Origin of the sequence: Pseudarthrobacter sp. NPDC058119, from assembly GCF_042884655.1 — a bacterium.
GTDB lineage: Bacteria > Actinomycetota > Actinomycetes > Actinomycetales > Micrococcaceae > Arthrobacter.
The window spans coordinates 248,180-268,720 of record NZ_JBHVTN010000008.1; the positions used below are offsets into that span (position 1 = coordinate 248,180).

Genomic DNA, 20,541 nt, shown 5'->3' on the forward strand with positions numbered 1-20,541 from the left:
GAACCTGTTCCGGCCGGGAACAAAGAGCCGGGCCGCCCGACTGAACGCAGTACAACAAGGAAGAGATACGAACTTTGAGCAGCCACTATGACGTCCTTGGAGTCTCACCCGAAGCTACGGGCGAAGAGATCAAAAAGGCCTACCGCAAACTGGCCCGCACCCTCCACCCGGACGTAAACCCCGGTGAGGATGCCTCGGAACGCTTCAAGGCAGTAACTCACGCCTACGAGGTCCTCTCCGACCCCCAGAAGCGGCGGATCTACGACACCACGGGCAACGAAAATGGCACGGACAACGGCTTCGGCGGTGCCGGTTACGCGGGCCAGGGCTTCGCCTTCCAGGACATTTTCGACACCTTCTTCGGCGCCGGGGGCACCTCCGGTCCGGCTTCGCGTGTCCGCCGCGGCCAGGACGCCCTCATCAGCGTCCGGATCGACCTTCGCGACGCCGTATTCGGCGTGAACAAGAAGCTCGAAGTGGACACCGCCGTCGTCTGCCCCACTTGTGAGGGCTCCTGCTGCCGGCCCGGCACCCACCCCGAGCGCTGCGACATCTGCGGCGGCAGCGGCCAGGTCCAGCGGGCCGTCCGCTCCATCCTGGGCCAGGTCATGACGGCCGCCCCCTGCGGCACGTGCGAAGGCTTCGGCACCGTCATCAAGGACCCCTGCAACGAATGCAGCGGCCAGGGCCGAATCCGCAGCCGGCGGTCACTGACCATCAAGGTTCCCGCCGGCGTGGCCACCGGAACCAGGATCCAGCTCTCCGGGCAGGGTGAGGCCGGTCCCGCCGGCGGTCCCGCCGGGGACCTGTACGTGGAAATCCGGGTTAACAATGACGCCACCTATGTACGGGAAGGCGATGACCTCCACGCCACCTTGCACATCCCCATGACTGCCGCGGCCCTGGGCACCGACGTCAACCTGGAAACCTTCGACGGAACCCAGGACATCGACGTCAAGCCCGGAACCCAGTCCGGCGAGATCATCACGCTGCGCGGCCTTGGTGTCACCCACCTGCGCGGCTACGGACGCGGGGACCTGAAGGTCCACCTCCAGGTGGATACGCCGGCCAAGCTCGACTCGGCGCAGGAAGACCTCCTCCGGCAGCTCGCCAAGCTTCGCGGGGAACAGATCACCGAGGGAAAGCTCGCCGCCAGCGGCGGCATGTTCGCCAAGCTCCGGGACCGGTTCGGTAACCTGTAGCGGTGAGCAATCCCGTCTTCTTCACGCCCGCCGGCTCGCTGGCCGGGATGGCCCCCGGCCGCCACTTTGTCCTGGACGGATCGGAGGCACGCCACGCCGTGACGGTCAAACGGCTGTCTCCGGGAGAGCCGGTGGACATCGTCGACGGCGCCGGCACCCGCATGACCGGAAAGGTCGTCTCCGCTGCACCGTCCGGTCTCGAAGTGGAGTGCGGCGGCGTGGCCACCGATGAAAGGCCGGACGTCCGGCTGGTGCTGGCGCAGGCCCTGGCGAAGGGGGACCGTGACGAGCTGGCGATCGAGACGGCCACCGAATTAGGGATCGACGCCGTCATCCCGTGGCAGTCCGAACGGTCGATCGTCCGTTGGAAGGGCGACAGGGCCACCCGCGCCCATGCCAAGTGGGAATCAGCCGTAGCGGCGGCCGCCAAGCAGGCGCGGCGCGCCTGGATCCCCGAGGTCCGGGGCGCCGTCGAAACAGCAGGGCTGTCCGCTGCCGTGGAGGCCGCTGACCTGGCGGTCATCCTGCACGAAGACGCGGTGCGCCCGCTGCGAACTGTACTGGAAGAGTGGCAGGGGAGTGCCCAGTCCGGGATCCGGGAAGTCCTGCTGATCGTCGGTCCGGAGGGTGGAATCAGCCCCCGGGAAGTAACGAAGCTGTGCGACAAAGGTGCTGTGACTGCCCTGCTGGGGCACCACGTCCTGCGGTCCTCCACGGCCGGTCCGGCCGCCGTCGTGCTTGCCAGTGACGTCCTTGGCCGGTGGGCCGCTACCTGACTTTGAAGGACCTCGTGTCCTCATTGCGGTCCGGCTCCCCGGCGGAACCTGCCTGGGCCACCCGGAGCTCGTAGTCGCCCGCCGGCAGGTTCAGCGCCAGCGTGAACACTCCTGCCTGCCCCTGCCCGGCGCCGGCCGTGGTTTCTCCGGTCAGGAAGGGCGATTTGCTGCCGCCATCCGCGGACTGCAGGATTTGCCAGTGGAGCTTCGCCCCGGGCGACGTGCTCCGGCCGGTGATCTTGACGCTGCCGCTGGGCACCTCGGTATTTTCCTGGGGATCGATGATCCACACCGGCGCCACCAGGCCGGCGGCCCGGGTCATCAGGGCGCCCAGCTGGACTTTGCCAAACGCCACGTAGTCCGTGTGGCCGTCCACCAGGATCCGCACGCGGATCTGCTGTCCGGTGTCGATCAGGCCCGAGCTGGCAGCGGCCGCGGTCGCCGTGTAGATCAGCTGCTGGATGGCGCGGGCCGCCATATCAGCGTCGAGGTTGCTGTTGAAGGCATCGGCGGAGACGTCAACGGTGATAATGTCCTTGCCTGAAATCGACGTGGCAAGCTTGTCCGGATTTTGCCATGGCGTGAAGAAATCAGGGTCAAGCGGTTTCTCCGACATCATGGCGCGCAGGGCCCGTGTCACCGGGTTTTCCTGTTCCGGGACGTCCCGGAACTCGCGGTAGAGGAAGACGTTCCCGCCGGTGCGGCCGATCCAGTAGACGGGCGCCTTGTTCGAGGACTGTGTGGTTTCCAGCGGGGCGCTGGTGTTGGGTGCGTCCGGCATGGTGCCGCCTGTGGCGGGGACCGAGGCTGCGGTCCCCGTGGGGGCTGGTCCGCCTTCGGCAGTGCAGGCGGCAAGGACCGGAACGAGCACCAGGATCCCCGCAAAGACGGCCGGGCGCAGGCGGCCCATGGGCAGTCCTGCCCGTTTGGGCACAGAGGTATCCGGCACTGTCCTGCCCTTGTCCTTTCCTGGCGTGGCGGGCCGATCCCCCTGCGGCCTGGCGTTCCAGCAGATGCTGGATTTCCAGCATTACACAGGGGAGTGCCGCCGGAACCGCTCTTTCGCCTCCCTGGCAGCAACTGCAACGGGAACGATATGAGGCCGATATGAAGTTGATACCAAACGCTGCTTTTCGTAGCCGGCGGATGGCCCTTCCGGGTGGCGAAGGTACATGCCACCGGCCCGCCGGGTATCCGGCCTGGGCGTCTGCTGGCGTAAGATAAAGGGATCGCTGGGGCAGGGTGCACCGTGCAACCTGGACCGGCTGCAGCAAACAACTGATGTCGATCTTCGAGGGGACCACGGGCCTGCGGGCCAGCACCATGACTGAATCAGCAAATGGTAAGCGCCGGCTCAACACAGGCGACGGCAGTCCGGGGGAATTCCCGCACTCCCTTCCCGGCATCCGGACCGAAGTAGTCCTCTTCGAGAACTCCGACCAGATGGTTCAGTCGCTCGGCAGCCATGACGAGGCGCTGCGGTTCATCGAAGATCAGTTCCCGGACGTCAACTTCCACGCCCGCGGCAACGAACTGTCCATCAGCGGCCCCGTCAGTGATGTGCCCCGCATCATGCGGCTCCTCCAGGAGGTCCGCGGTCTTGTGGCCCGCGGCACCGTCATCACCCCCGCGGTGCTGCAGCAGCTGGTCGCCCTCCTGCGCACGCAGTCGCTGCAGAACCCCGTGGACGTGCTCACCCACGACATCCTCTCCAGCCGCGGCAGGACCATCCGGCCCAAGACGCTCAACCAGAAGAATTATGTTGACGCCATTGACGCCAACACGGTGATTTTCGGCATCGGTCCGGCGGGTACCGGCAAGACCTACCTGGCCATGGCGAAAGCCGTGCAGGCACTGCAGCAGAAGGAAGTCAGCCGGATTATCCTGACGCGCCCCGCGGTGGAGGCGGGAGAGCGGCTCGGGTTCCTGCCCGGTACCCTCAGCGACAAGATCGACCCCTACCTGCGGCCGCTCTACGACGCCCTGCACGACATGATGGACCCCGAATCCATTCCACGGCTCATGGCCGCCGGCACCATCGAAGTGGCACCCCTCGCCTACATGCGCGGACGCACCCTCAACGACGCCTTTATCATCCTCGACGAAGCCCAGAACACCACGCCGGAACAGATGAAGATGTTCCTCACCAGGCTCGGGTTCGGGTCCAAGATGGTGGTCACCGGAGACGTGACCCAGGTGGACCTTCCCTTTGGGACGCGTTCCGGGCTGCGGATCGTCGAGGAAATCCTGCAGGGCATCGAGGGCGTGAACTTCTCCGTCCTGGACGCCGCCGACGTCGTCAGGCACCGGTTGGTTGGCGACATCGTCAATGCGTACAGCCTCTGGGACGAAGCCCAAAGGAACAGGGTCAAGCATTCAGCAAGCCGCGAAAAACGGGGGGAACACGCGTGAGTATCGAGGTCAACAACGAGTCCGGCATCCAGGTGGATGAATCCGCGCTCGTGGCCCTGTCGCGGTACATTTTCGAACAGCTCTACATCCATCCGCAGGCTGAACTCTCCATCCTCCTTGTGGATGAGCCGGCCATGGAGAAGCTGCACATCGAACTGATGGACGAACCGGGCGCCACGGACGTGCTCTCGGTTCCCATGGACGAATTGACCCCCGGGACGCCAGGCCGGCCCACGCCCCAGGGCATGCTGGGGGACATTGCCATCTGCCCGCAGGTCGCCAAGGTCCAGGCCAGGAACGCCGGGCACCCGCTGCAGGACGAAATGCTGCTGCTCACCACGCACGGCATCCTGCACCTGCTGGGCTATGACCACGCCGAACCGGAGGAGAAGGCGGAGATGTTCGGGCTCCAGCGGGAACTCCTGTCCGGCTTCACCGGCAAAGAAGCACCTGCCGAGACCACCCAGTGACACAACTGCTGCTGGTTGCGGTGGCACTGGTCTTCCTTGCCGTCGCGGCGCTGCTGACAGCAGCCGAGGCTGCCTTCAGCTTCCTTCCCCGGCACGACGCTGAAGAGGCGCTCCACAGGAGCCGGGGCACCGCAATGCGCCGCATCCTGGCTGAACCCGTGGCCCACACCCGGGCGCTTCGCTTTTGGCGCGTCTGGTTCGAAATGGCCTCCGCGGTGGCCGTTGCCGTCCTGATCGCAAGCCTGCTCGACAACGTCTGGCTCGCGGGACTGGTGGCCACCGGCATCATGGCCCTCCTGGGGTTCGTGATCGTTGGGGTCTCACCCCGCCAGCTCGGCAGGCTGCACTCCTCTGCCGTGGTCCGCTTCACCGCTCCGATGGTCCGGTTCCTCACCAGCGTGCTGGGTCCCATCCCGGGCTGGTTGGTGGCCTTGGGAAGTTCGGCAGCGCCAGGCGCACCCGGCGGCGACGACGCGTTTTTCAGCGAGCAGGAGTTCCGCGAACTCCTTGACCGCGCCAGCGAGTCGGACATGATCGAGGACACCGAAGCCGAAATGATCCAGTCGGTCTTCGATTTCGGGGACACCTTGGTGCGGGCCGTCATGGTGCCCAGGACGGACATCGTCAGCATCGACGCCGGTTCCAGCCTCCACCAGGCGATGTCGCTGTTCCTGCGCTCGGGATATTCGCGGATCCCGGTCATCAATGAGAACACGGACCACATCCTCGGCATCGTCTACCTTAAGGACGTGGCCGCCGTCATCCACCAGATGGGCGTTGGCCAGGAGCCGCCCCTGGTGGAATCGCTGGCCCGCGAGGTGCGCTACGTGCCGGAGTCGAAGCCTGTCAGCGACCTCCTGCGCGAGCTGCAGAAGGAATCCACGCACGTGGCCATCGTGATCGACGAGTACGGCGGCACCGCCGGGCTGGTGACCCTCGAGGACCTGATTGAGGAGATCGTGGGCGAGATCGTGGACGAATACGATACCGAGAGCGCTGAAGCCGTGGCCTTGGGTGACGGCTCCTACCGGGTCAGCGCCCGCATGGGCATCGATGACCTCGGCGAGCTCTTCGACCTCGAGATTGACGACGACGAGGTGGACACCGTGGGCGGCCTCCTCGCGAAGGCGCTCGGCCGGGTCCCCATCGTGGGCAGCAGCGTTGACGTGCAGGGCGTCTCGCTGCGGGCGGACCGGCTCGAGGGCCGGCGGAACCGGGTCAGCCACATCATTGCGGCGCCCGTACCAAGAGTAGAGACTGACCTTGAAGGCCTCCTGGAAGAGGCCGAAGCAACCCAGCAGGGAGTTCCACGTGAGCAAGAAAAATAAGGCTGCCGAACCGGACGACTTCGGCGGTTTCCGCGCCGGGTTCTCCGTCCTGGTCGGCAGGCCCAACGCGGGCAAGTCCACCCTGACCAACGCATTGGTTGGGAAGAAGGTGGCCATCACCTCCGCCAAGCCGCAGACTACCCGGCACACCATCCGGGGCATCGTCCACCGCGACGACGCCCAGCTGATCCTGGTGGACACGCCGGGCCTGCACCGTCCCCGCACCCTCCTGGGCAAGCGCCTCAACGACCTGGTGGCCGACACCCTCGCCGAGGTGGACGCCATCGGCTTCTGCCTGCCCGCCAACGAAAAGATCGGGCCCGGCGACAAGTTCATCGCCGCCCAACTTGCAGCCGTTGGCCGCAAGCCCGTGATCGCCATCGTCACCAAGGCCGACCTCGTGGACAAGCAGGCGCTGACCGAACAGCTCCTGGCCGTGGCGGCCCTGGGCCGCGAGGTGATGGGGGAGGACGGCTGGAAGGACATCGTTCCCGTCTCCGCCGCCGACGGTTTCCAGGTGGAAACGGTCGCCGACGTATTGATCAGCCACATGCCGCCGTCACCCCCGCTGTACCCGGACGGGGAACTGACTGACGAACCCGAGGCTGTCATGGTGGCAGAACTGATCCGCGAGGCAGCCCTGGAGGGTGTCCGGGACGAGCTTCCACACTCCCTCGCCGTCGTAGTGGAGGAAATTGTTCCCCGGGAAGACCGGCCGGAAGACAACCCCCTGCTGGATGTGCGTGTCAACCTATATGTCGAACGCCCCTCGCAGAAGGCCATCATCATTGGCAAGGGCGGCGCCCGGCTGCGTGAAGTCGGCACCAACGCACGCAAGGGAATCGAAGCCCTGCTTGGCACCCGCATCTACCTTGACCTTCACGTCAAGGTGGCAAAAGACTGGCAGCGGGACCCGAAACAGCTGGTCAAACTCGGTTTCTGACCCGCGTTCGGGCTTTGCGCGGGCGCGTGCACGGCAAGTTCACCAGACTGGACCACTAAAATGGACCGGATTTCGTTTTTAGAGGAAGGTTCACCACGTGGGTCGAGGCCGCGACAATCGCGACAACGAGGCTGACCTGTCAGCCGGACCGGGACCGGTATCCCGGCACGCGGACAGCCACACCGTGGGCGCCGCCCGGCACCTCGGTCCCCTGCGGAGCATGCCCTTGTGGCTGAAGGTCGTCACCGGTGTGGTGGCGCTGGTCCTCGTGGGGGCTGCCGCGTTCGCCGGATTCTGGTTCTTCCGGCTCCAGAACAACATCTCCAAGGCGCCGTTGAACGCCGGCGGGGAGAGCACCGAGTCCCCGGGGAACGATGCCACGGGCCGGTTGCAGATCCTGATCCTCGGCTCGGATACGCGCGACGGCAAGAACTCCGATTACGGAACTGCCGATGACTCGACCGGTTACGGCAAGTCCGACGTAATGATGCTGATGGACATCTCCGAGGACAACAAGCGCGTCAACGTCATCAGCTTTCCGCGTGACCTGCTGGTGGACATCCCCGACTGCAAGGATACGAAGACCAAGAAGGACTACCCGGCCCGCACCGGAGTCATGATCAATGAGGCGATGAGCGAGGCGGGCATTGGTTGCGCCGTGGACACGGTCAACAAGCTCACGGGCATGCAGGTGGATCACTTCATGATGGCGGACTTCAACGCCGTGAAGGAGCTGTCCAATGCCGTCGGCGGCGTGGACGTCTGCATAAGCGACGCCGTGTACGATCCTGATTCACGGCTGCGGTTGCCGGCCGGGACGTCGTCGGTGCAGGGCGAAATGGCGCTTGCGTTCCTCCGCACCCGTCATGCCTTTGCCGACGGCGGTGACCTGGGCCGCATCAAGGCGCAGCAGGGATTCCTCTCCTCGCTGACGCGGAAGATCAAGGACGAAGGCACCCTGTCTGACCCCGCGAAGATGCTGAAGATCGCCGACGTCGTAACCCAGAACCTGACGGTGGATGACGGACTCGCGTCCGTTCCCACATTGCTGACCATCGGCAACCGGCTCAAGAACATCGACATCGGCAAGGTGGCGTTCGTTGCGGTGCCCACGACGCCGGCGCCCGTCGACCCCAACCGGCTGGTCATTGCAGAACCCGCAGGGGCCCAACTGTTTTCGGCACTGCGGAAGAACGTGGACCTGACCGATCCCACCGCACCCACCACGCCGTCGCCCACCGAGTCGGCGTCGCCGTCGGCAGCCCCAACTGAGACCGCTCCGCCGGTGCCGCCGTACAACAAGGCCATCCAGCCCGTTACAGTCGCCAACGGAAGCGGCGTCAACGGCCGCGCCCAGGAGCTGGTCCAGGCTCTGGTGGCCGGCGGCTTCACCCAGACCGGCCAGTTCCTCGCGCAGCCGGTTGCCAAGTCCGCGGTCTACTACGGCAATGGCTTCGCCGATGTGGCCGCCGATGTGGCCGCGCTGCTGGGGATCCCTGCCACCCTCATGATTCCTGCTCCGGGTGTCTCCGGCGTCCAGGTGTATGTCGGCAGCGACTTCACCACCGGCACGGCTTACGGGGCGGCAGGTGGCGGAAATGCCGCTGCCTTGCCGCAGGACATCGTCAACCAGACCGCAGGTGACAAGGTCTGCCAGCAGGCCAATCCCGAGCTGATCGTCCGATAGCCGCAGCGGTTCCTCCGGCGGACAGACGTCAGTGGCAACAGAAAATGGGCCCCGCCAAAGGCGGGGCCCATTTTCCTGCGCTCCGGCTACCAGATGCTGACCCGCTCGGCGGCCGGCATCCACATGCCATCGTCCTCGGTGACTTCGAAGGCCTCGTGGAACGAATCCAGGTTCTTCGCTATGGCGTTGGTCCGGAACTCGTTCGGTGAATGGGGATCGGTCGCAAGCCGGCGGATGGCTTCTTCCTGCCGGATGACCTGGCGCCAGCCCGCTGCCCAGGACGCGAAGAAGCGCTGCTGACCGGTCAGGCCGTCAAGGACCTCGGGCTCCCTGCCGTCCAGGCTGATCAGGTAGGCCTTGTAAGCGATGGTGAGCCCGGCCAGGTCGCCGATGTTCTCGCCCAGGGTGAGCCGGCCGTTGACGTGGTGCCCGGGCGCGGCGGTGGGGGAGAGTGCGTCGTACTGCGCCACGAGCCGGGCCGTCAGCGCTTCGAAAGCCTGCCGGTCCTGTTCGGTCCACCAGTTCCGGAGGGCCCCGCCGCCGTCGAACTGTGAGCCCTGGTCATCGAAGCCGTGACCAATCTCGTGGCCGATTACAGCACCGATGCCGCCGTAGTTGACGGCGTCGTCGGCGTCGGCGGTGAAGAACGGAGGCTGCAGGATGGCCGCGGGGAATACGATCTCGTTCATCATCGGGTGGTAGTACGCATTGACCGTCTGCGGCGTCATCAGCCACTTGTTCCGGTCCACGGGCTTGCCCACCTCATCAAGGTGCCTGTCGACATCGGCGTTGTGGGCGCGTTCGACGTTGCCCAGCAGGTCCTGGGGATCGATTTCCACGGCCGAATAGTCGATCCACTCGTCCGGGTAGCCGATCTTCGCCCTGAACGCCTCCAGCTTGCGCAGGGCTTCGGCTTTGGTGTCCTCTCCCATCCAGCCGACGTCAGTGATGCTGCGGCGGTAGGCCTCGATGAGGTTCGCCACCAAAGTCTGCATGCGCGCCTTGTGGGACTCGGGAAAGTGGCGTGCCACGTAGATCTGGCCGACGGCCTCACCGAGGCCGGCTTCGACGACCGCCACGCCGCGCTTCCACCGGTCCTTGTTTCGGGGCGTGCCGCTGATTGTGGTGCCGTAGAAGGCGAAGTTGGCGTCCACAAACTCCGAGGACAGGTAGGGCGCGGCCGCACTGACTACGCGCATGGCCAGCCACTCCTGCCACGTGCTGACCGGGACTTCGTCCACGAGGCCGGCAGCGCCGGCGAAGAAGTCGGGCGTGCTGACCACGATTTCGGTGCGCTTGTCCGCGTCGATTCCGGCGGCGTCGAACCAGGTGGCAAGGAGGGGGAAGAGCTCGGCGGCTTCATCCGCAGTCTTCAGGTTGTAGGTCTTCTGCGGATCCCGAAGGGTGACGTTGTCCCAGTGGTGGGACGCGAGCTTTGTCTCCAGCCCGACCACGCGCGCTGCTGCACCCTTCGGATCCGTAACGCCGGCCAGGTCGAACATCTTCTCCACGTGCGCTGTATACGCTGCAACGATCGGTGCGAACTTCGCGTCCCGGTAGTAGGACTCATCGGGAAGGCCCAGGCCGCCCTGCCCGGTGTAGAGAAGGACCCGGTCGGGGTTGCCCGCATCCGGTGCCGGGTAGATGTAGAACAAACCGCCCACGTCCTTGCGGAACAGCCGTCCCGCCAGGGCAATGAGGTCGCGCACTGAGGCTGTGGCGAAAACTTCCGCGAGCCGCCCGCGGATGGGCTCCATGCCCTTGCCCTCAACGGTGGCTTCGTCCATGAAGCTGTTGTACAGCCCGCCGATCTTCCGCTCGATCCCGGTGGCAGCCGCTCCCTTGGCGGCTGCTTCTTCGATGATGTCCCGCACGGCGATTTCGGAGCCATCCCGGAGGGCGGTGAAGGTTCCCTCCAGGGGACGGTCATCGGGAATTTCGGTGGCCTTCAACCAGGCGCCATTGACGTGCTGGTAAAGGTCGTCCTGCGGCCGGACTGTGTGATCAATGGTGGACAGATCGATCCCCGAAATGGGCACTGCAACTCCTTTGCTCGGACGCCGCTGCCGGGCGGAACACCGGAGAGCGTCTGCATGCTGGACTTTACGGACGGTAGTGCCCTTTCATCTTACGCACCCGTGTTACCCTCAAAGTGTGCGTGCAGAGCTCCTTCTCCTTAGCTGCCGCGGCGAGGCCACAGACGCTATCTAGCGCACGGCCCACCCTCGCTGCGGAGTTTGTGTTGCCCGGCCACCCTTTCACTGAAGATCGATAGAAAAGGCCACGAACATCATGCGAAACGCACAGAAGCCATCAGGAATGCCCGCCCACCGGTACACGCCGTTCCAAGACCAGATCAAGGTTGAACTGCCGGACCGCACCTGGCCGGACAAGGTCATCACCAAGGCCCCGCGCTGGTGCGCCGTCGACCTGCGCGACGGCAACCAGGCGCTGATCGACCCCATGAGCCCCGCCCGCAAGATGAAGATGTTCGACCTGCTGGTCCGCATGGGATACAAGGAAATCGAGGTCGGTTTCCCCTCGGCGTCGCAGACGGACTTCGACTTTGTCCGCCAGCTCATCGAGGGCAACCACATCCCGGATGACGTCACCATCCAGGTCCTGACGCAGGCACGGGAACACCTGATCGAACGGACCTACGAGTCCCTGGTCGGCGCCAAGCAGGCCATCGTGCATCTCTACAACTCCACGTCCGTGCTGCAGCGGCGCGTCGTGTTCAACCAGGACGAGGACGGCATCCTGGACATCGCCCTGCAGGGTGCGCGCCTGTGCAAAAAGTATGAGGAAACCCTCGCGGACACGCACGTGACGTACGAGTACTCGCCGGAGTCCTTCACCGGTACGGAACTCGAGTACGCCGTCCGGGTGTGCAACGCCGTCGCCGATGTCTTTGAAGCCTCCGCCGACCGCCAGGTGATCATCAACCTGCCCGCCACGGTGGAAATGGCCACCCCCAACGTCTACGCCGATTCCATCGAGTGGATGAGCCGGCACCTGCACCCCCGCGAAGGCATCATCCTCTCGCTGCACCCGCACAACGACCGGGGAACGGGGGTCGCCGCCGCCGAACTGGGCTACATGGCCGGTGCCGACCGGATCGAGGGGTGCCTGTTCGGCAACGGTGAACGGACCGGCAACGTGGACCTGGTGACCCTGGGCCTGAACATGTTCGTCCAGGGCATCGACCCCATGATCGACTTTTCCAACATCGACGACGTCCGGCGCACCGTTGAGTACTGCAACCAGCTGCCGGTTCCGGAGCGTTCGCCGTATGGTGGCGACCTGGTGTTCACCGCCTTCTCCGGTTCGCACCAGGACGCGATCAAGAAGGGTTTTGAAGCACTGGAGCGCGACGCCGCCGCCGCCGGCAAGGCCGTTGATGACTTCACCTGGCAGGTTCCCTACCTGCCGGTGGACCCCAAGGACCTGGGCCGCAGCTACGAAGCAGTCATCCGCGTGAACTCCCAGTCCGGCAAGGGCGGCGTGGCCTACCTGCTGAAGAACGAGCACAGCCTGGACCTGCCGCGCCGCGCGCAGATTGAGTTTTCCGGAGTTATCCAGCGCCGCACCGACACCGTGGGCGGGGAGGTCAGCGGCGCACAGCTGTGGCAGATCTTCCAGGACGAGTACTTGCCGTCCGGCCAGGCCGAGGGGCAGTGGGGCCGCTACTCCCTGGGCGCGGTCAAGACGGAAACGGATGCCGACGGCGGGATGACGCTGCACGCCTCGCTCACCATCGATGGTGCCCAGGCCAGCCGGACCGGGACGGGCAACGGTCCCATCGCCGCCCTGCTGAACATCCTTCACGAGGACGGTGTGGACGTGCGGGTGCTGGACTACAGCGAGCACGCACTGTCTGAAGGCGGTAACGCCGCGGCGGCTGCGTATGTCGAATGCGCCGTGGGGGAGCGGGTCCTGTGGGGCGTTGGCATCGACGCGAACACCAGCATGTCGTCCCTCAAGGCCGTCATTTCGGCGGTCAACCGCGCCATCCGGGACGCCCGGGCCTGACACCTGCACGTGGTGCTGCCGGTTCCATCCGGCGGCACCACCGTGGCCTGTCGGCATGCTGCCGGGCAGGATGGGAAGATAGATCGTGGTCCAACAGTCTTTTGCCTCCCGCGCGTACCGGGATGACGCCGTGGTACTCCGTACCCACAAGCTGGGTGAGGCGGACCGTATCATCACGCTCCTGACCAAGCACCACGGCCAGGTCCGCGCCGTCGCCAAGGGTGTGCGCCGCACCAGCAGCCGGTTTGGTGCCCGGCTTGAACCCTTCATGGTGGCGGACCTGCAACTGGTGTCCGGCCGCACGCTGGACATCGTCACACAGGCAGTCGCCAAAGGGGCCTACGGTGGCAGTATTGCCGCGGACTACGGGAGGTACACGGTCGCCGCCGCCATGACAGAGACCGCGGAGAAACTGACCGATGTGGACGGCGAAGCTGGAACCGCCCAGTACAACCTGCTGGTGGGCGCCCTCGCTGCACTGAGCCGCGACGACCACGCCGCAGGCCTCATCCTGGACTCCTACCTGCTGCGTGCCCTGGCCACCGGCGGTTGGGCCCCCAGCTTTACGGATTGCTCCCGCTGCGGAATGCCCGGCCCGCACACAGCGTTTTCCGCACCCCTTGGCGGCATGGTCTGCGCACAGTGCAGGCCGCCCGGGTCACCTGCACCTGCATCCGAAACCGTTGTCCTGCTGGCAGCCCTGCTGACCGGTGACTGGGCCACTGCGGATGCGTCGTTGCCGCAGCACCGCAAGGAGGCCGCAGGACTGGTGGCCGCGTACCTGCAATGGCATCTTGAACGAGTACTGAAATCCCTCAAACATGTGGAGCGCAGCTGACAGTGGCCTTGGGAAAAAAGAACACCTCACCCCGGAAGCGCACCCATCCCGTGGTGGCCCCATACCCTCATCCTTCAGGCGCGGTGGCACCAGCCATCCCCGCTGAATTCATTCCCCGGCACGTGGCCATCGTCATGGACGGCAACGGCCGCTGGGCCAACCAGCGCGGCCTGCCCCGGATCGAGGGCCACAAGGCGGGGGAGCCCGCCCTGCTTGATGTGATGGCCGGTGCCATCGAGCTGGGCATTGAGTACGTCAGCGTATACGCGTTCTCCACCGAGAATTGGCGCCGTTCGCCGGAGGAGGTCCGCTTCCTGATGGGATTTAACAAGGACGTGCTTCGACGGCAGCGGAACCAGTTGGATGACTGGGGCGTGCGCGTGCGCTGGGCAGGGCGCCGGCCGCGCCTTTGGGGTTCCGTGATCCGGGAACTGGAGGAGGCCGAAGAGTTCACCGCGGGCAACACCACCTGTAATTTGACCATGTGTGTTAATTACGGCGGCCGCGCCGAGATTACCGACGCGGTCTCCGCGATTGCCGCTGACGTCGCCGCAGGCAGGCTGAAGCCCGGCTCCATCACCGAGCGGACCATCCAAAAGTACCTGGATGAGCCCGACCTCCCTGACGTGGACCTGTTCCTGCGCAGCTCAGGGGAGCAGCGGCTCTCCAACTTCCTGCTCTGGCAGTCCGCGTATGCGGAGTTCGTCTTCATGGACACGCTGTGGCCCGATGTCGACAGGCGGACCCTTTGGACCGCCGTTGAGGAATATGCCAGGCGGGACCGCCGCTACGGCGGTGCCGTCGATGCTGCCGCTGCCCCGGCGGACCCGCAGGCGGACTAGCTTTCGCCATACGCGCGCAGCCAGCGGGCGAGCCGGGCATAGGCGTCGGACCGGACCGGGCCGGGGGAGAGGAAGACGTCGTGCAGCGCACCGTCGATCCGCTCGATGGTCACGGTGCGGCCCAGGGTGAGTGCCCGGGTGCTGATGATATTCACATCCAGGACGGCGTCAGTCCGCCGCATTTCCTCGGACCAGAGCAGGCCGTTGGCACTTTCCCTGGACAGCAAAACCAGGATCGGCGCCTCGATGTCCAGGCCGCGGGCCACCCGGGCATGCCCGGCGAGGACTGCCCGCAGCCACCCTGCCCGCACCGGAAATGCCAGGCGGGGCCGGTAGCGCTCATCAACCGGCCACTCGCCGTCGGCCGCGTCGCTGATGGTACGCCAGTAGTGGCCACGCTCAGGAAGGCGGAGGACCGCCTCGGGCCGGAAGCGGGCCACCGGACGCACCATGCTCGAGGCTGCGCGCCGGACCAGTGAACTTCCGTGCATCTCCAGCCAGGGACTGTTCAGGATCAGCAGGGAGACGGCCTCCGGATGCCGGCTGGTCCACAGGGCCGCCACCAGTCCGCCGGTCGAATGGCCCATCAAAGCCAGCGGTCCGGGCACGCCCTCCTGGCGGATGACTCGGGTGGCTTCTTCGATTTCGGCGTCGTAAGCGGCCAGGTCCGCTACGTAACCTCCGGGTGACTCCGGGCGCAGGCTCCGTCCGTGATTATGCATGTCCAGGGCGTAGAACTCATAGCCGGCGCCAGCCCAGAACCGGGCCAGGTCGACGTTGAAAAAGTAGTCGCTCCAGCCGTGCAGGAAGAGCACCGCCCGGCGCCGTCCGCCGTCCGACGCATTGTCCGGGCCTGGCCGGAGCCGCACCAAGGTTGCTGTCCGGTCCACCCCGTCAGGTCCGGCGGCCGAAAAGGTGTGTGACTCGAAATCGTCCCCCAGGATGTCCTGCTGCCACTGCATGCCCTCATGCTAGACCGGGCCGCCGCGGGCCGCCGGTGCCGTTCGCCCGCTTCTCCGTTTTGGTGTGGCGCCCCCGGAGACGGGAAACTAAAGGCATGCGCGTTTATCCCACTTTCTTCAGGCTGGCCTTTTCATGGATGGACGCCGAGCGCGCCCACAAAATCGGATTCAAGGGCATCCGGCTCGCGCATGCGTCGGGAGCAGGGAGGGTTTTGCAGAAGCTGACTGCTCCGGCGCCGTCGCTGCAAACCACCGCCTTCGGCGTGACTTTTCCGTCACCGTTCGGGCTTGCCGCGGGCTTTGACAAGGAAGGCCACGGCATCGAGGCCCTGGCCGACCTTGGATTTGGTCACATTGAAGTGGGCACCATCACCGGCCAGGCGCAGCCAGGCAATGAGAAGCCCCGGCTTTTCCGCCTGGTCCAGGACCGGGCCGTCATCAACCGGATGGGGTTCAACAACGACGGCGCGTCCGCCGTCGCGCCCCGGCTGAAGGCAGCGCGGGCCGCACTCCAACGCCGCCACCCGTCCGTGCGTCCGGTCATCGGCGTCAACATCGGCAAAACCAAAGTAGTGGAACTTGCCGACGCCGTGGAGGACTACCTGGTGAGTGCCCGCAGCCTGGCACCTGCCGCCGACTACCTGGTGGTAAACGTCAGTTCCCCCAACACCCCCGGACTGCGGCTCCTCCAGGACGTCGAAACACTTCGTCCGCTGTTGACTGCAGTAGGACAGGAAGCGGACCGCGCCGCCGGACGGCACGTACCCCTGCTGGTGAAGATCGCCCCGGACCTCAGTGACGAGGACATCGACGACGTGGCACGCCTTGCGCTGGACCTGAAGCTGGACGGCATCATTGCCACCAACACCACGATCGCCCGCGAAGGGCTGGCATCGCCCGCGGAAACGGTGCAGAAATGCGGCGCCGGCGGGTTGTCCGGAGCTCCCCTGAAGCAGCGTTCCCTTGAGGTGCTGAAGCGGCTCAAGCACGCCACCGGCGACGCCCTGAGCCTGGTATCGGTAGGCGGCGTGGAGTCGGCGCAGGACGTCCAGGAAAGGCTCGACGCCGGAGCCACCCTGGTGCAGGGCTACACGGCTTTCCTCTACGAGGGACCGTTCTGGGCGGCGCGGATCAACAAACAGTTGGCAAAGAACCGCCGCTCCTGACCCCCGAACCCCGTGGCGCCTTTGGCGGCCGACCTTGTTAACCACAGGCACCCCGGCGGTTTTCCGCCGGGGTGCCTGTGGTTAACGGTTGATGGATGGTCAGGCGGGGTACTGGCCGCGCTGGACCTGGGGCTTGGGCAGCCGCAGTTTCCGGAACTGGAGGGACCGCATGGAGCCGTACCAGACCGTGCCGCGCTCCACCTCGCCGAACTTTTCCGCCAGCCGCTTGCGGAGCTTGCGGGAAAGGATGAACACGTCCACGAACACGGCAAGGAACATCACCCAAAAGGCTCCCAGGACGTAGATCATCATGTCGCTGGAGGCCGGAACCACCAGGGACACCAGTACGAAGACCAGGGCACCGAACATCAGGTACTCGCCCAGGTTGAACCGGGCATCCACGAATCCGCGGGCAAACCGTTTCTGCGGACCCTTGTCGCGAAGCGGCAGGAATTTCTCATCGCCGGTATCAAGGGCGCGGCGCATCTTGAGGCGCTGGTCCTGCACGGCCTGGCGTTCGGCGGCCTTGGATGCCTTGCGGTCCTCGGGTACCAGCGGCCGCTTGCGGGCAGCTTCCTGGGCCTTCCGCGTTGGGGTGGGTGCGCCCTTGCCCGTCACGTTGCCTTGCCGTGCCGCCGCCTCCGCTGCCTGCTGGTCTATGGTTTCCTGCGCCGTGGGCGCTTCTTTTCTACGTCCGAACACCTGACCAGAATACCTTGCAGCAGCGTGCCTCCTGCCTGCGGCGCAGGTCCTGCCGACCGGCGGCCAAAAGTGACGGGGGTAATGTTTTGGCCATGACTTCATCACCTGCGGCAACCCCGCGCAGCACGACCACCACGACAGGACCGGGCCGCGAGGCCAGCGGCGGTACGGAGGACCTTCGTTCTGCAGTAGACCGTTCCTTTGACCACACCCTTGCACGGCTCAAGGAGTTGGTTGCCATCCCGGGGATTGCGTGGCCCAGCTTCGAGCGCACCCCCCTGGAGCGAAGCGCCCAAGCCGTCGCGGAGCTCCTTCGTGCCGCGGGGATCGGGGAGGTCCAGGTGCTGACCGTTGACAAGGCCGACGGTACGCCCGGCGGCCCGGCCGTCGTCGCCCGTCGCCCTGCCGCCGAAGGAAAGCCGACAGTCCTCCTCTACGCCCACCACGACGTCCAACCCGTCGGCGATGAGTCGCTGTGGGATACCCGGCCCTTTACCGCCGTCGAGAAGGACGGACGACTGTACGGGCGCGGCGCCGCCGACGACAAGGCCGGCATCATGGTGCACATTGCCGCTTACGCAGCTGCCGCCGAGGTCCTCGGCAGCTCCCTGGGCCTCGGCGTGACATTCTTCATCGAGGGTGAGGAAGAAGCGGGATCGCCCACGTTCCGGACCTTCCTGGAAGCAAACCGGGAACTGCTCCGGGCCGATGTCATTGTGGTTGCCGACTCCAGCAACTGGAAGGTCGGCACGCCTGCCCTCACCACCAGCCTCCGCGGACTTGTCGACGGCACCATCGAGGTGCAGGTACTTGACCACGCGGTGCATTCCGGCATGTTCGGTGGACCGGTCCTGGACGCCCCCACCCTCCTGTCCCGGTTGATTGCCACGCTCCACGACGCCGACGGAAACGTCGCCATCGAGGGGTTGGTGGGCACGGATACGGCTGCCGTGGAGATGCCTGAAGCGGACTACCGCGCCGACGCGTCAGTGCTCGACGGCGTCCGCCTGGCAGGGACGGGTAGCATCGCCTCGAGGCTGTGGACCAAACCGGCCTTGTGCATCATCGGGTTCGACGCTCCCGCCGTCGAAGTGGCTTCCAACACGCTGATTCCGCGGGCCAGGGCAAAGTTCAGCCTGCGGCTGGCGCCCGGCCAGGTCCCGGCCGAGGCCATGGACGCAGTGCGCAGGCACGTGGAAACCAACGCGCCCTTCGGGGCAAAGGTGGTCTTCACCCCGGGCGAGGCAGGCAACCCCTTCCAGACCGATACGTCGTCCGCCGCCGCAACTGTGGCCATGTGGGCATTGGGGGAGGCCTGGGGCGTTCAGGCCGTCGAAACGGGCATCGGCGGGTCCATCCCCTTCATTGCCGACCTGACGGAGTTGTATCCCGACTCCCAGATCCTGGTGACCGGGGTGGAAGATCCCGATTCCCGTGCGCACAGTGCCAACGAGTCCCTGCACATCGGTGACTTCCGCAATGCCATCCTGGCTGAAGCGCTCATGCTCAGCCGGTTGAACAGCGAAGGCCTCAACACAGGGAAATGACGACTGTTCGGCGTACCGGCACCTGCCCTGCTTCCAGGGAACAACCGGAGTTCTTTGACGGTTACGCCAGGAGTTAGAGCTACAGGACTGCCGCGCGTAGCATGTAGCTATAGCCCATACCGTATTTGTAGGGGCAGGCGCCGTTACGGCGACGCCGCCAGACCGTCCTAAGAAGGTAGGCCAATGAGCACCTCAACCAACGAAAACAGCACCGCCACCACCGTGGCCAGCGACGAACTGCCCGTTCACGAGGTCAACCTGACCGATGTCGCCGCCGGCAAGGTGCGCAGCCTCCTCGAGCAGGAAGGCCGCACGGACCTGCGCCTGCGCGTTGCCGTGCAGCCCGGTGGCTGCTCGGGGTTGATTTACCAGCTCTACTTCGACGAACGGCTCCTCGATGGTGACGCTGTCCGGGACTACGACGGAGTGGAAGTCGTCGTCGACAAGATGAGCGTGCCGTACCTGAGCGGTGCAAGCATCGATTTCGAGGACACCATCTCGAAGCAGGGTTTCACCATCGACAATCCGAACGCCGGCGGCTCCTGCGCCTGCGGCGATTCATTCCACTAAGCCGGTTATTTCGCCTGATGTCGGCGCCGGGCTTCCAGCCGTTTAAAACGGCACGGGGGCTCGGCGCCGACATGTGGGCGAAACGCCCGGCGGAGCGGTAAGCTCTACACCGAGTAGTAAAACTTTTTTGTGCCCGGAGCGCCGATGGGCTGCCCGGACAACAGCAACAAGTAGGAAGGGCCGTCTGTGAGTTCGCAGAACCGAACCGGCAGCCGACGCAAAACGATCACCACGATCTCAAGCTTGGCTATAGCCGGCGCGTTGGTTTTGACCGGATGTTCGCCAGAGGTAGAGAAAGGCTGGATGCCCACTGAACGGGGCACCACCAGCAACACCGACCGCATCATGGACCTCTGGGTCAACTCATGGATTGCTGCGCTCGTGGTTGGCACCATTACATGGGGCCTGATCATCTGGTGTATTGTCGCCTACCGCCGCCGCAAGGGAACCGTCGGCTTCCCGCGGCAGACGAGCTTCAACCTTCCGCTGGAAGTCTTCTACCTCACCATCCCCATCTTCATGGTCCTGGTGTTCTTCTACTTCACGGACCGCGACCAGCAGGCGATCGATGACCGATCACAGCCTGCCGACGTCGTCGTTGACGTCCGCGGCAAGCAGTGGGCCTGGGACTTCAACTACAAGTCCGGCCAGGTCATCCAGGAAGACCTCCACGAGGCGGGCGTCCAGGCACACCTCACCGGTAACACCATCGACATGGAAAAGCTCCCCACCCTGTACCTGCCGGTCAACAAGTCGGTTGACCTCGAGCTCAATTCCCGCGATGTCATCCACTCCTTCTGGGTTCCCGCCTTCCTGCAGAAGCGCGACATGATTCCCGGCAAGACCAACTACATCCGGTTCACCCCCACTAAAGAGGGCACCTACGACGGTAAGTGTGCCGAACTCTGCGGCGAGTACCACTCCGAAATGCTGTTCCGCGTGAAGGTGGTCTCGGAATCCGAATTCCAGGCCCACATGGACCAGCTCAAAGCTGCAGGCAACACCGGCCTGCTCGGTGTTGAGTACGACCGCAACCCGAACCTGAACGAAACCAAGTAAGGGGA

The 20,541-nt window shown here is 65.3% G+C and carries 19 protein-coding genes; 14 read left to right on the forward strand and 5 right to left on the reverse strand.

The features are described 5' to 3' along the window. Positions 1-74: 74 nt before the first annotated feature. Both dnaJ and ACFVTD_RS17600 read left to right on the forward strand, forming a co-directional pair. Positions 75-1,202 (forward strand): molecular chaperone DnaJ, encoded by a 1,128-nt coding sequence (gene dnaJ / locus ACFVTD_RS17595; RefSeq protein ID WP_387565330.1) that lies wholly within the window; start codon positions 75-77, stop codon positions 1,200-1,202. A gap of 2 nt (positions 1,203-1,204) precedes the next feature. Further along, positions 1,205-1,978, forward strand: a complete 774-nt coding sequence (locus ACFVTD_RS17600; protein WP_387565332.1) for a 16S rRNA (uracil(1498)-N(3))-methyltransferase — start codon at positions 1,205-1,207, stop codon at positions 1,976-1,978. On the opposite strand, the gene ACFVTD_RS17605 is transcribed toward ACFVTD_RS17600, so the two are convergent. After that, the gene (locus ACFVTD_RS17605; protein ID WP_387565430.1) at positions 1,971-2,888 is read right to left on the reverse strand and encodes a GerMN domain-containing protein; all 918 of its coding nucleotides are present in this window, start codon (positions 2,886-2,888) and stop codon (positions 1,971-1,973) included. The genes ACFVTD_RS17600 and ACFVTD_RS17605 overlap by 8 nt on opposite strands. A gap of 413 nt (positions 2,889-3,301) precedes the next feature. On the opposite strand from ACFVTD_RS17605, the gene ACFVTD_RS17610 reads away from it, so the two are divergent. From ACFVTD_RS17610 to ACFVTD_RS17630, 5 genes are all read left to right on the forward strand, one after another. Next, positions 3,302-4,390, forward strand: a complete 1,089-nt coding sequence (locus ACFVTD_RS17610) for a PhoH family protein (RefSeq protein WP_387565432.1) — start codon at positions 3,302-3,304, stop codon at positions 4,388-4,390. Then, on the forward strand, positions 4,387-4,860 hold the full coding sequence (gene ybeY, locus ACFVTD_RS17615) for an rRNA maturation RNase YbeY (RefSeq protein ID WP_387565335.1): 474 nt from the start codon (positions 4,387-4,389) through the stop codon (positions 4,858-4,860). Before ACFVTD_RS17610 ends, ybeY begins: the two co-directional genes overlap by 4 nt. Next, positions 4,857-6,188: a hemolysin family protein gene (locus tag ACFVTD_RS17620; RefSeq protein ID WP_387565337.1), complete on the forward strand. Its 1,332-nt coding sequence runs from the start codon at positions 4,857-4,859 to the stop codon at positions 6,186-6,188. The genes ybeY and ACFVTD_RS17620 overlap by 4 nt, the downstream gene beginning before the upstream one ends. Beyond that, on the forward strand, positions 6,172-7,131 hold the full coding sequence (gene era / locus ACFVTD_RS17625; RefSeq protein ID WP_387565339.1) for a GTPase Era: 960 nt from the start codon (positions 6,172-6,174) through the stop codon (positions 7,129-7,131). Before ACFVTD_RS17620 ends, era begins: the two co-directional genes overlap by 17 nt. A gap of 97 nt (positions 7,132-7,228) precedes the next feature. Further along, positions 7,229-8,818: an LCP family protein gene (locus ACFVTD_RS17630; protein ID WP_387565341.1), complete on the forward strand. Its 1,590-nt coding sequence runs from the start codon at positions 7,229-7,231 to the stop codon at positions 8,816-8,818. Positions 8,819-8,904: 86 nt separating this feature from the next. Here ACFVTD_RS17630 and ACFVTD_RS17635 read toward each other — a convergent pair whose 3' ends face one another. Beyond that, the gene (locus ACFVTD_RS17635; protein WP_387565343.1) at positions 8,905-10,857 is read right to left on the reverse strand and encodes a M13 family metallopeptidase; all 1,953 of its coding nucleotides are present in this window, start codon (positions 10,855-10,857) and stop codon (positions 8,905-8,907) included. A gap of 253 nt (positions 10,858-11,110) precedes the next feature. Between ACFVTD_RS17635 and leuA the strand changes: the two genes are divergently transcribed. The 3 genes from leuA (at position 11,111) to ACFVTD_RS17650 (ending at position 14,530) form a co-directional block, all read left to right on the forward strand. After that, entirely contained in the window at positions 11,111-12,850 is a 1,740-nt protein-coding gene (gene leuA / locus ACFVTD_RS17640) for a 2-isopropylmalate synthase (RefSeq protein WP_387565345.1), read from the forward strand. An 85-nt stretch (positions 12,851-12,935) separates the two neighbouring features. Further along, the gene (recO, locus tag ACFVTD_RS17645; RefSeq protein WP_141160392.1) at positions 12,936-13,688 is read left to right on the forward strand and encodes a DNA repair protein RecO; all 753 of its coding nucleotides are present in this window, start codon (positions 12,936-12,938) and stop codon (positions 13,686-13,688) included. A gap of 2 nt (positions 13,689-13,690) precedes the next feature. Next, a complete protein-coding gene (locus ACFVTD_RS17650) occupies positions 13,691-14,530 on the forward strand; it encodes an isoprenyl transferase (protein ID WP_387565348.1) in 840 nt (279 codons plus the stop codon). Here ACFVTD_RS17650 and ACFVTD_RS17655 read toward each other — a convergent pair. Continuing rightward, positions 14,527-15,492, reverse strand: coding sequence for an alpha/beta hydrolase (locus ACFVTD_RS17655; RefSeq protein ID WP_387565350.1), 966 nt, complete (start codon positions 15,490-15,492; stop codon positions 14,527-14,529). The two genes, ACFVTD_RS17650 and ACFVTD_RS17655, sit on opposite strands and share 4 nt — an antisense overlap. Before the next feature lie 95 nt (positions 15,493-15,587). On the opposite strand from ACFVTD_RS17655, the gene ACFVTD_RS17660 reads away from it, so the two are divergent. After that, complete coding sequence (locus ACFVTD_RS17660; RefSeq protein WP_387565352.1) at positions 15,588-16,658, forward strand: quinone-dependent dihydroorotate dehydrogenase; 1,071 nt, start codon at positions 15,588-15,590, stop codon at positions 16,656-16,658. A 99-nt stretch (positions 16,659-16,757) separates the two neighbouring features. Here the strand turns inward: ACFVTD_RS17660 and ACFVTD_RS17665 are convergent, their stop codons facing one another. Beyond that, a complete protein-coding gene (locus ACFVTD_RS17665) occupies positions 16,758-17,360 on the reverse strand; it encodes a DUF3043 domain-containing protein (RefSeq protein WP_387565354.1) in 603 nt (200 codons plus the stop codon). Positions 17,361-17,452: 92 nt separating this feature from the next. On the opposite strand from ACFVTD_RS17665, the gene ACFVTD_RS17670 reads away from it, so the two are divergent. Then, positions 17,453-18,907, forward strand: coding sequence for a dipeptidase (locus ACFVTD_RS17670; protein WP_387565356.1), 1,455 nt, complete (start codon positions 17,453-17,455; stop codon positions 18,905-18,907). A gap of 183 nt (positions 18,908-19,090) precedes the next feature. Continuing rightward, the gene (locus ACFVTD_RS17675; protein WP_109044573.1) at positions 19,091-19,477 is read left to right on the forward strand and encodes an iron-sulfur cluster assembly accessory protein; all 387 of its coding nucleotides are present in this window, start codon (positions 19,091-19,093) and stop codon (positions 19,475-19,477) included. A 104-nt stretch (positions 19,478-19,581) separates the two neighbouring features. Here ACFVTD_RS17675 and ACFVTD_RS17680 read toward each other — a convergent pair whose 3' ends face one another. Then, entirely contained in the window at positions 19,582-19,788 is a 207-nt protein-coding gene (locus ACFVTD_RS17680; RefSeq protein WP_387565358.1) for a hypothetical protein, read from the reverse strand. Between ACFVTD_RS17680 and coxB the strand changes: the two genes are divergently transcribed. Further along, positions 19,781-20,536, forward strand: a complete 756-nt coding sequence (gene coxB / locus ACFVTD_RS17685) for a cytochrome c oxidase subunit II (RefSeq protein WP_387565360.1) — start codon at positions 19,781-19,783, stop codon at positions 20,534-20,536. The genes ACFVTD_RS17680 and coxB overlap by 8 nt on opposite strands. Positions 20,537-20,541: the final 5 nt, after the last annotated feature.

What these genes read in the sequence shown, in the direction of transcription:
- ACFVTD_RS17670 (WP_387565356.1), top strand. Translation starts at nt 17,453, where the DNA reads ATGACTTCATCACCTGCGGCAACCCCGCGCAGCACGACCACCACGACA.
- ACFVTD_RS17610 (WP_387565432.1), top strand. Translation starts at nt 3,302, where the DNA reads ATGACTGAATCAGCAAATGGTAAGCGCCGGCTCAACACAGGCGACGGC.
- leuA (WP_387565345.1), top strand. Translation starts at nt 11,111, where the DNA reads ATGCGAAACGCACAGAAGCCATCAGGAATGCCCGCCCACCGGTACACG.
- ACFVTD_RS17660 (WP_387565352.1), top strand. Translation starts at nt 15,588, where the DNA reads ATGCGCGTTTATCCCACTTTCTTCAGGCTGGCCTTTTCATGGATGGAC.
- ACFVTD_RS17655 (WP_387565350.1), bottom strand. Translation starts at nt 15,492, where the DNA reads ATGCAGTGGCAGCAGGACATCCTGGGGGACGATTTCGAGTCACACACC.
- ACFVTD_RS17675 (WP_109044573.1), top strand. Translation starts at nt 19,091, where the DNA reads ATGAGCACCTCAACCAACGAAAACAGCACCGCCACCACCGTGGCCAGC.
- coxB (WP_387565360.1), top strand. Translation starts at nt 19,781, where the DNA reads ATGCCCACTGAACGGGGCACCACCAGCAACACCGACCGCATCATGGAC.
- ACFVTD_RS17605 (WP_387565430.1), bottom strand. Translation starts at nt 2,888, where the DNA reads ATGGGCCGCCTGCGCCCGGCCGTCTTTGCGGGGATCCTGGTGCTCGTT.